This is a genomic window from Lentihominibacter faecis (assembly GCF_014306095.1).
Classification (GTDB): Bacteria; Bacillota; Clostridia; order Peptostreptococcales; family Anaerovoracaceae; genus Lentihominibacter; species Lentihominibacter faecis.
The window spans coordinates 21,792-31,581 of record NZ_JACRWC010000042.1 but is presented as its reverse complement, the minus strand read 5'-3'; the positions used below and the strand labels follow the sequence as shown (position 1 = coordinate 31,581).

Sequence of the window (9,790 nt, the reverse complement as noted above, 5' to 3'; positions counted from 1 at the left end):
TGCCCTGACCTTCCATGAACTGATCATTGATTTCCCTCAGGATGCTGCTGAAGAAATCAAGGCAGACTCTGAAGAACCTGTCAAATCAGAAAAAACCAACGAAAAAATCTCCAGCTCCATGATTCGTGATATTTTTGAACAGAAATAAAGGCTGAATCTAAGGCAGGCGGGCATATATTATGCCCGCTTTTCTAATACTGGATTTTTCAAAAAAGCAGCTGGTTAAACCAGCTGCTTTATCTTGGCGATAGTATCTTTTTCCGGCAGATCCATTTCCAGGATATACACGATCTGATCCACCAGCTCCACGTGTTTCAACGCAATGTGAAAAATCTCATGTCCTCCTTCATTGGATATTTCTCCTACCCGGATCTTATACTCCAGCAGATCCGTCACCGGAGCTACTTTCTGACGATTTTCGTTCATAACAGTCACTCTCCTTTGCATTGTCAACATTATACCGCGAAACCGGCTCAAACGCAATGATCTGCTTCAACGTCTCTGCTCTTTCTCACACAGCTCGCGGGAATTCAAGAAGCAGTACAGTTCCGTTTTCATTACTTTCGCTGATCATCACTGTGCCGCCGTGAAGATGTATGATTTCCCACACAAGGGAAAGTCCCAGACCTATTCCGCCCAAAGTGCGGTTTCCTGATCCGTCTACGCGAAAAAACGGCTGAAAAATATGATCTCTGAATTCATCCGGCACTCCGTACCCTGTGTCCGAAATAGAAACACATACTTTATCATCGCACATCGAAGTCGCCACCGATACTCTGCCACCCGTTCTATTGTATTTGATGGCGTTTTCCACGAGATTGAAAATAACACGATATATCAGTATATCGCTGCCTTTTATCTCACAATCCTCACCGGACTGTTCCAGCGTTATATCATCTTCTCTGGCCAGCGAAGAAAGATCCGTCAGCACCTCCTCTATCATTGGAGTCAGACTGATCCTGTCACTGCACGGCACCGTCTGCAATTCACTCATATCCAGCAGGATCCTGACCATCTCTGACAGCCGTTCGGTCTGTTCTCTTATCATACCCATGGTGTCAGATAATTTTTCAGGGATTTCTTCCTGTTCCTCCGCATAAAGATCCATCTGTGTCTGTATCAGCGCCAGAGGAGTCCTCAGCTCATGCGCGGCATTGGAGGTAAACTGATGCTGCGCTTCAAAAGCGCGCGATATCCTTTCCAGCATATCATTCAGTGATCTGCTTAACATCACCAGTTCTGCCACTTCTCCTTCCTCTACATGTGTATCATCAAGGTTTTTCATCTGGATCTTTTCCAGCTGTTTTGAAAATCTTTGCAGCGGCTTGAGAGATCGTCTGCTGATAAAAAACGCAACGATACTGCTTATGAGTACGACCGTTCCGGTGATAAACCAGTTGTACATGCAAAACTGCATTTTTGCTTCCTGAAGTTTCCCGGCAAACTGCCTTTCAAAGCCGGACATTTCCTCTGCCGTCACCACTTCTCCCTTGTGGTCATCTGTAAAATCGAACACAACATTTCCAAGTTCCGTGATCTGCATCATACCGGAACTGCATATCATCACCTTCATCGACACGCATGTTACCACGAGAATGATCATGGTCATAAAAGTGATACGCCATCTGAGCGATATTTTTTTCACCTTTTCTCCCCTCCGATCTGATATCCTTCCCCTATACGATTACGGATAGGATCGTATCCCAGTATAGCTTTGAGCTTCTTTCTTAAAGACGACATGTGAACACGTATGGAATTGCTGAAATTATCAACACTGCCGTCCCATACATGTTCCATGAATTCCTCCTGACTGACAGGTCTTCCCTCATTGAGCATCAAGTATTCCAATATCCCGTTTTCCTTGCGTGTCAGTACGATCTCCCGGTCTTCTGCAAAAGCTTTTCTGGCTTTTGTATCAAATCTAAGCCGGCCGCATACAAGGCATACATCATTTTGAATAAATCTGCGTCTTGTCAGACTTCGTATACGTGCTTTGAGTTCGTCGAGATGAAAAGGCTTCACCAGATAATCACTGGCCCCTACATCCAGCCCCTCGACCTTGTCGCTGATCTGGCTCCTTGCAGACAGGATCAGCACTGCCGTCTCATTATCATAAGACCTAAGGTGACGAAGTATTTCTATACCGTCTATATCAGGAAGGTTCAGATCAAGCAGTATCAGATCGCAGCTCTCGTAACTCATATGCTCCATGGCCGAACTGCCGTCATAGCATATATCCACCTCATACCCTTCCCTGCGTAAACTTCCTGCGATCTTGTCACCAAAAAGCTTTTCGTCCTCTATCATTAAAATCCTCATGGCCCGACTCCTTTCCTGATTTTTATCCATTATAACAGAAAAATCAAAATTTACGAACAATTTAATTGCCGCAAACAGCATTTCTTAACAGAGATTTTATATGCGCTGTCGTATCATGTACACACAAGAGAGGTGAATTTCTATGAGAATCAAAAAGAAGGGGGCAATACGCATCTTGTTACTCGTTTCAGGTAGTCTGATGCTGATTTACGGTATATTCCGTAATGAAGTGACTTACGTCTTTAACAAGGCGGTCAAAATATGTCTGGAGTGTATTGGCATTGGGTAGCATAACACGTTCTCTGTCCCGGCTCATTTCATCAGCAAGAACGTGGATACAGGCATCAGCAGTTTTTCTGTCAAATCTTTTCCTGCTGAACCTGCCGGAAGGAAGAATCTATCAGGGAAATCTGAAAAAATTCTGCGTACCGGGCCTCAACTGCTATTCGTGCCCTGCCGCATCGGGAGCCTGTCCTGTAGGAGCTCTGCAGGCAGTCTCAGGTTCTTCGAAATTCACTATCTCTTTTTATGTGACAGGCTTTCTCATGATGCTGGGAGTCCTGCTTGGTCGTTTCGTATGTGGATTCCTCTGTCCCTTCGGATGGTTTCAGGAACTGCTGCATAAAATACCATCCAGGAAATTTTCCACAAAAAAAATAAAGCCTCTCAGACATTTAAAATATGCAGTCCTGCTTATTGCAGTCATAATACTGCCGGCAGCTGTCGTAAACCATACCGGACTTGGTGATCCGTATTTCTGCAAATACATATGTCCCCAGGGTGTCCTTGAGGGTGCGATCCCTCTTGCCGCAGCAAACAGCAGCATCCGCGCTGCTTTGGGAAGCCTTTTTACATGGAAAGCATGCGTCCTGGCTGCAGTGATCATATCAAGTGTTCTGTTTTACCGGCCTTTCTGCAAATGGCTGTGCCCTCTGGGAGCATTCTATGCACTGTTCAACAGGATATCACTGCTGAACATGCAAGTAGACAAAGATACGTGCATCTCCTGCAGAAAATGTGCCGATGTATGCGGCATGGATGTCGATATCACCAAAACTTCCGGTCATTCCGAATGTATACGCTGCGGCGTATGTATAAAAAACTGTCCTGTAGATGCGATATCTTTCACCTGCAGTTCAGGTATCAAAAAAAGGTAACTACACCGGGAAACAAAAGGAGGGAAATCAAATGAAGATCCAGAAACTGATGGTCGTACTTGTCATCCTCATCATGGCTGTCTGCATCACTGCATGCGGAAGCAAAGATTCATCAGACAAGTGCAACTGCAAGGAAGGTGCATGCATGAAAGACGGCATGTGCACAGAAGAATGTAAGTGTCCTGACATGAAGGACGGTATGTGTCCTGATGACTGCATGTGCATGGAAGATATGGATATGGATGAAGACATGGATATGAATGAAGACATGGATTCAGATGATATGAAAGATAAAGACATGAACTAACTGTTAATTGCATTTGTTTTCGGAAAGACGGGGCTGTTTGAAACACGCTTCGTTTTTCCCATGTAATACTGCACGATATAATTCAAATGATACAGAAAGGAATCACACGACATGAAAAAATATGTATTACTATCTCTATGTCTCGTTCTGCTGCTTGCTCTCGGAAGCTGTGGAAACAGCGGATCTAAAGACAATGGCAACGAAACCGACATGCAGGAGTTCCCTTCCTTTACAGGCTTAGACCTTGACGGAAACTCTGTTAACAGCGATATATTCTCTGAAAACTCCGTAACGGTTGTTAATTTCTGGTTCAGCAGCTGTTCCCCTTGTATCGGAGAACTGTCAGAACTGGACTCTCTCGACCAGGAACTTAAGGAAAAAGGCGGTGCTGTAATAGGCATCAATACTGACACACTCAACGGCGACAACAGTATGATCGAAGAAGCGAAAAAAATCCTGATGCAGCAGAAAGCCAGCTACCGAAACCTGTATTTTGACAGCAATTCAGGTGACGCCTTGGATTTTGCAAACAGCATCACTTCTTTCCCGACTACATATCTGGTGGATCGCGGCGGCTATATCATCGGAGATCCTGTAGTCGGCAGCATAGATGATGAATCCACAATGAAAATGCTCAAAAAACGTATCGATAAAATAATAGAAGACGATAAGGATGTTCCTTATCAGGACAACGAATAAAAAAGCAGAGGTGGGGAGAACCATGAAAAAAAAGTTGATGATATTTCTGGTACTTTCATTGCTGTTAGTCAGCGGGTGTTCTTCTTCTGACGAGAGCAGTGACAGCGAAAAAAAGAAAACAGATATGGAAAAAATGGATTTTTCAGATGAGCCCGAAAACGTGATCTATCTTGCCGGAGGATGCTTCTGGGGCATTGAAAAACTAATGCAGTCCATTCCGGGAGTAATCGATACCGAAAGCGGATATGCGAATGGGACTGGTTCTTCCGACGCCCACTACAATATCGTGACCTCCGGAAAGACAGGCTTCAAAGAAACAGTCCGCGTAGAATATGATCCCGAAAAAGTAAGTCTTGACGCACTTCTTCTGGCATATTTCTATGTGATCGATCCGACGGTATCCAACCAGCAGGGTAATGATAAGGGAACGCAGTATCAAACCGGCATATATTACACCAATGATAAGGCAAAAGAAACAGTCGAGCGCATAGCAGCTGTCGAAAAAGGAAGAAATGATGATTTTGCCGTTGAGATCAAGCCTCTGATAAATTATTATCCGGCAGAAGAATATCACCAGAATTATCTGAAAAAAAATCCAAATGGATACTGTCATATCCCTCGCGAGGAGATAAAACTCTTTTCCAAGCTCAAGATCGATCCCGGTGACTACAGCAAACCCGCTGCGGAAACGATCCGCGACAAGCTTACGCAAGAACCGTATCATATCACCCAGGAGAACGGAACAGAAAAGCCCTTTCAGAACGAATTCTGGGATCAGTTTGAAAAAGGGATCTACGTGGATATCGTTACAGGTGAGCCCCTTTTCTCATCTTCTGATAAATTTGAAAGCAGCTGTGGCTGGCCTGCCTTTACAAAGCCTATTGAAGCCCCTGCGATCATAGAAAAGAAAGATTCACGTTTCGGAATGCGACGCACAGAAGTCCGCAGCCGATCTGGCGACTCCCATCTCGGTCATGTCTTTACAAACGACCCTGAATCCCCTAATGGAGTCCGCTACTGTATCAACAGTGCATCGCTGCGCTTCATTCCTTACGCGAAAATGAAGTCCGAAGGATACGGCTATCTTCTCTATCTTTTTGATTAAAGATAGAGATTTTTGCTGTTTTTTAGCTACCACTCTTCCCCGTCGTCCGGCGAGAATACGATGGTTCCGTCGTTGGCATCCTGGTTTTCATTAGCAACCAGATCTGCAAAAGACATCGTATAGCTGTCCAGGGGATAGTCCAGTGCGGACTCGAAGTCGTATCGATACTGCTCTCCACCCAGCTTTTCCAGACGAGATGCAGTGATGGCATCCCGCAGCACGCACCACATATCTCCACCACCGTTTTCCGGACTCAGCTCCACCTCTGATTCGTGGGAATACCAGTTGAGGAATTTGTAGATCTCATCAGAAAACTTCCGCAAATCATTTTCATCCTCTATGTTAGTCACCATTCCCACCAGACTCAGCTTGATCTGATGGAGCAGCGAATAGATTTCCCCCGCATTTTCCGGCAGACCGTCCAGGATATCTTCAAAATAATCCTCCAATAATGTAGCCACCGTTTCTTTATCGGCCCCCTCAAAAAGCTTGTATATGGCTTCCATCTCTATAGGCTCCTCGCATTCCACCAAGTCTGCGAGAGCTTCGAAGTATTCAAATTGACCTGCTTCCTCCAGGTCAAGGTAGTCCAGTAATTCCTCAAAATTCATACTTGTCTCCCTGTTCTAAATCAAAGTTTAAAAATTTCACTCTGGCATCCTCGTCTTCCCCTTCGAAGATGCTGTCGATCATATTGACGAAATTCTCCGAAAGGTCGCTGGCATAAAAAATATTCTCGAAAGAAGATCCTTTCGCTGCCATATCACGTTCCTGAATGATCTCACGAATGGTATCCACGATGATGCTGGATGGATTTATTATGTGCAGATCCGGATAGATCCTTGCAATATTTTTCTGGATCCACGGATAATGAGTACATCCCAGCACGATTGTATCAATATCATTTTCACGGATAAAATCATCCATGTAGTACTGGATCGTCAGATCCATGATATCGTTTTCAATGATCCCTTCTTCTATCAGTGGGACGAATGCCGGACACGCTGTTTCAAAAATCTTCAGCTCCGGGTTGCGTGCCTGGATCGCTTTTTTATATGCACCGCTGCTTATAGTCACTTTAGTACCGATGATCCCTATCCTGCTTCCTGCTCTGCAGCTGCCTGCCACCGCTTTGGCTGCCGGCTCGATGATCCCCAGGATGGGGATCTGGGGAAATCTTTTGCGAAGATCCTCCACACACGTCGCACTGACTGTATTGCAGGCGATAACGATCATCTTCACATCGCTCTTCACCAGAAAATCTGCGATTTCCATGGAAAAGCTGCGGATCGTGTTAGCCGCCTTCGATCCATACGGCGTCCTTGCAGTATCGCCAAAATATATGATCTTTTCCTCGGGCAGATCACGCATCATATGCGGGATGCATGTCAGTCCGCCCAGTCCGGAATCAAAAAAACCAATCGGTCTGTTATCCATTCTTGTCGTAATCCTCCTAAGATGTGGTATACTAATTGTTATATGATCGAAAATATTATACAATAAGAAATAAATAAAGTAAATCGACCGGGAGGGAAAATATGAACACAAAAGAACTAAAAACACGTGATCAGATAGACAACAAGTACAAATGGAATATTGAAGCGATGATCCCCGATGAATCCGTTATCAGCGGGGAACTGGAAACCATCAAAAAAGAAGCCGAGGCCTACGGAGAAGACTTTGCAGGACGCCTGACGGAAAGTGCAGACACTCTGCTGGCTGCTTTCCAGAAAAGAGACGACATATGGCGCAGACTTGAAAAAATCTATGTCTATGCCAGAATGCGCCGAGACGAAAACAACGCTGAAACAAAATACCAGGCCATGGCCGACCAGTGTAACAGCGTGATCGCCGCCGTATCGGCTTCCATGGCCTTCTTCACGCCAGAGTTGCTGTCTGCATCAGAAGAAACCATCCTCGCGTATATCGATGCGGCGCCAGGGCTGGAAATCTACCGGTTCGCTATCTGCGATACTATGCGGCAGAAAGCACACATCCTGACTCAGGCCGAAGAAAACATCCTGGCTCAAATGAGTGAGATCACCGGTGCAACCAACGATATCTTTACTATGCTCAACAATGCCGACATCAAATTCGGCACGATCATCGATGAAGACGGCGACGAAACAGAAGTGACTCACGGCAATTTCATCAAGTTCATGGAAAGCCACGACCGGGACGTTCGGAAAAATGCTTATAATGCAGTATACGACGCCTACAAAGAGCTGATCAACACCATCGCATCAGCATATAACTACAATACGAAAACCGATGTGGTGTCTGCCCGTATCCGAAAGTACGAGTCTGCCCGTGCCGCAGCCCTTTCCGGAGACAATATTCCTGCGGAAGTCTACGACAACCTGGTAGCGGAAGTCCATAAAAATCTGCCTGCCATGCACCGTTATGTAGAACTGCGAAAAAAACTTCTGGGCGTCGACAAGCTTTACATGTACGATATGTATGTTCCACTCATCAAACTGCCGGAAACTTCCGTCAGCTTTGAAGAAGGGCTGGATATCATGCGGGACGCTTTGCAGCCTCTGGGAGAGGAATACCTTACGAAAATGAACAAAGGGATCGAAGAAGGCTGGATTGATGTGTACGAAAATAAAGGCAAGACCAGCGGAGCTTACAGCTTCGGATGTTATGACAGCTATCCGTACATCCTGCTTAACTATACCGACACCTTAAAGGATGTTTTCACGATCATCCATGAGATGGGGCATTCCATGCACTCCCGCTATACGAGAGACGAACAGCCGTATATTTACGGAAGTCATTCGATATTCACGGCAGAAGTCGCATCGACCGTCAACGAATCTCTTTTGATGCAGCATCTGCTCCGCACCGAAGATGAAAAGGAAATGAGAAAATACCTGCTGAACATGCACCTTGAGGAGTTCCGCACGACTCTGTTCCGTCAGACCATGTTCGCAGAATTTGAAGATATCACACATAAAGCCATTGAAAGCGGCGAAACTCTGACAGCTGAATGGATGTGCCAGCAATATGAAGATCTCAATGCACAATATTATGGATCAGCGGTAGAAAAAGATGATGTGATCCGTTACGAGTGGGCACGCATTCCGCATTTCTACAATGCGTTCTACGTATACAAATACGCTACAGGTTATTCCGCAGCTACGGCAATCTCCAAAAAGATCCTTACAGAAGGCAAGCCGGCTGCACAGGATTATATCCGCTTCCTTAAGACAGGCGAATCTGATCATCCGATCGAACTGCTGAAGATTGCCGGCGTGGACATGAGTTCTCCACTTCCGGTACAGCAGGCCATGGAAACATTCAATCAGCTGCTGGATGAATTCGAATCGCTGCTGTAGCACCTGCATTGTATGTGCATATATATTACAAGGAACAAGATCATGAAGAAAAAACTTATCAACATATTTACCAACGGCAGCCAGTTTTCCCTGGAAACCCAGGCGGATCTGACGAAAAAGCTGGTGGATCGCGGATACACCGTAACCAGAGAATATTCCCAGGATGCAGAGCTGATCATCTGCATCGGCGGGGATGGATCTCTGCTGGAAACCGTCCATTCCTGCAACTTTCCAGAATGCCCCATCATCGGTATCAATACCGGACATCTGGGATTTTTCCAGGAACTTTCACCTGACGATCTGGATCATTTCATCTCCGACTATGAAAACGGACAATACACGATCCAGCACCTCAGCACGGTTGCCGCAGAAGTAACCACTAAGGACGGCCGAACCAATCGACATATCGGGCTCAATGAAATCGTTATCAAAGGACGCCAGTCCTATGCCGTGCACCTCCATATCTGCATCGACGGGGTCTCCATCGAGAAGTTCAGCGGTGACGGAATCCTGGTCGCCACTTCAGCAGGCAGTACAGCTTACAACTATTCACTGGGAGGCTCTATTGTAGATCCACGGCTCAAACTTTTGCAGGTGACGCCCATCGCCCCGATGAACACGACGGCATATCGCTCGTTTACCTCCAGCATCCTGCTGCCTTCGGATCTGACCATCGGCATCGTGCCGGAAGAAGAAGAAAACAAGATCTTTATCATGAACGACGGGATCGAAACAGGGTATTCTCAGGTTAGCGGGATCAGCATCACCGCTTCGGATAAAACGGTACAGCTCCTCCGGTTCAAGGATTATGATTTCTGGGACAAGATCAAAACGAAATTTTTATAGAAAACACTGCAGACAC

The 9,790-nt window shown here is 45.7% G+C and carries 12 protein-coding genes; 7 read left to right on the top strand and 5 right to left on the bottom strand.

Going from position 1 to position 9,790, the window contains the following annotated elements:
• Positions 1-222: 222 nt before the first annotated feature.
• The 3 genes from H8876_RS03085 to H8876_RS03075 all read right to left on the bottom strand — a co-directional run bounded on the left by H8876_RS03085 (position 223) and on the right by H8876_RS03075 (position 2,319).
• Positions 223-426, bottom strand: coding sequence for a hypothetical protein (locus tag H8876_RS03085; protein ID WP_177264471.1), 204 nt, complete (start codon positions 424-426; stop codon positions 223-225).
• Positions 427-511: 85 nt separating this feature from the next.
• Entirely contained in the window at positions 512-1,645 is a 1,134-nt protein-coding gene (locus H8876_RS03080) for an ATP-binding protein (protein ID WP_249286475.1), read from the bottom strand.
• On the bottom strand, positions 1,642-2,319 hold the full coding sequence (locus tag H8876_RS03075; RefSeq protein WP_249286474.1) for a response regulator transcription factor: 678 nt from the start codon (positions 2,317-2,319) through the stop codon (positions 1,642-1,644). The genes H8876_RS03080 and H8876_RS03075 overlap by 4 nt, the downstream gene beginning before the upstream one ends.
• Positions 2,320-2,461: 142 nt before the next feature.
• Between H8876_RS03075 and H8876_RS10145 the strand changes: the two genes are divergently transcribed.
• The 5 genes from H8876_RS10145 to msrB all read left to right on the top strand — a co-directional run bounded on the left by H8876_RS10145 (position 2,462) and on the right by msrB (position 5,587).
• Positions 2,462-2,608, top strand: coding sequence for a CD1871A family CXXC motif-containing protein (locus H8876_RS10145; protein ID WP_283241736.1), 147 nt, complete (start codon positions 2,462-2,464; stop codon positions 2,606-2,608).
• Positions 2,601-3,476: a 4Fe-4S binding protein gene (locus H8876_RS03070; RefSeq protein WP_249286473.1), complete on the top strand. Its 876-nt coding sequence runs from the start codon at positions 2,601-2,603 to the stop codon at positions 3,474-3,476. Before H8876_RS10145 ends, H8876_RS03070 begins: the two co-directional genes overlap by 8 nt.
• Positions 3,477-3,507: 31 nt before the next feature.
• Positions 3,508-3,783, top strand: coding sequence for a hypothetical protein (locus tag H8876_RS03065; protein ID WP_249286472.1), 276 nt, complete (start codon positions 3,508-3,510; stop codon positions 3,781-3,783).
• Positions 3,784-3,894: 111 nt separating this feature from the next.
• Positions 3,895-4,482: a TlpA family protein disulfide reductase gene (locus H8876_RS03060; protein WP_249286471.1), complete on the top strand. Its 588-nt coding sequence runs from the start codon at positions 3,895-3,897 to the stop codon at positions 4,480-4,482.
• A gap of 22 nt (positions 4,483-4,504) precedes the next feature.
• On the top strand, positions 4,505-5,587 hold the full coding sequence (msrB, locus tag H8876_RS03055) for a peptide-methionine (R)-S-oxide reductase MsrB (protein WP_249286470.1): 1,083 nt from the start codon (positions 4,505-4,507) through the stop codon (positions 5,585-5,587).
• Between the two features lie 26 nt (positions 5,588-5,613).
• On the opposite strand, the gene H8876_RS03050 is transcribed toward msrB, so the two are convergent.
• Positions 5,614-6,198, bottom strand: coding sequence for a hypothetical protein (locus H8876_RS03050; protein ID WP_249286469.1), 585 nt, complete (start codon positions 6,196-6,198; stop codon positions 5,614-5,616).
• A complete protein-coding gene (gene murI / locus H8876_RS03045; protein ID WP_249286468.1) occupies positions 6,188-7,024 on the bottom strand; it encodes a glutamate racemase in 837 nt (278 codons plus the stop codon). The genes H8876_RS03050 and murI overlap by 11 nt, the downstream gene beginning before the upstream one ends.
• A gap of 101 nt (positions 7,025-7,125) precedes the next feature.
• Here murI and pepF point away from each other — a divergent pair, with 101 nt between their 5' ends.
• Both pepF and H8876_RS03035 read left to right on the top strand, forming a co-directional pair.
• Entirely contained in the window at positions 7,126-8,928 is a 1,803-nt protein-coding gene (pepF, locus tag H8876_RS03040) for an oligoendopeptidase F (RefSeq protein ID WP_249286467.1), read from the top strand.
• A 42-nt stretch (positions 8,929-8,970) separates the two neighbouring features.
• A complete protein-coding gene (locus H8876_RS03035) occupies positions 8,971-9,774 on the top strand; it encodes an NAD(+)/NADH kinase (protein WP_249286466.1) in 804 nt (267 codons plus the stop codon).
• Positions 9,775-9,790 lie beyond the last annotated feature (16 nt).